The organism is Tritonibacter sp. SIMBA_163 (genome assembly GCF_046535935.1).
GTDB classification, from domain to species: domain Bacteria; phylum Pseudomonadota; class Alphaproteobacteria; order Rhodobacterales; family Rhodobacteraceae; genus Epibacterium; species Epibacterium scottomollicae.
Genome location: NZ_JAWJBP010001068.1, coordinates 1 through 245 on the forward strand (window position 1 = coordinate 1; position 245 = coordinate 245).

General features: G+C 43.7%; 1 protein-coding gene. It reads right to left on the minus strand.

The window, feature by feature from the left end:
• Nucleotides 1-36: 36 nt before the first annotated feature.
• Nucleotides 37-240, minus strand: coding sequence for a glycine radical domain-containing protein (locus tag R0J92_RS25625; RefSeq protein ID WP_411053761.1), 204 nt, complete (start codon nt 238-240; stop codon nt 37-39).
• Nucleotides 241-245: the final 5 nt, after the last annotated feature.

Genomic DNA, 245 nt, shown 5'->3' on the forward strand with positions numbered 1-245 from the left:
TTGTTAATGTTTGATCTGGCATTGGTTCCCAGAGAATTAAATCCGTCCATGGAATGTCCGAGAAATGACATCTTCTTGCTGTTCTCGGGTCAGTTTAATGAAGTTCACCGCGTAACCGGAAACGCGAATGGTCAACTGGGGATATTTTTCAGGATGATCCATGGCATCAAGTAAGGTTTCTCGGTTGAGGACATTGATGTTAACATGATGTCCGGTGTCATGGAAGTAACCATCTAACATTCCCG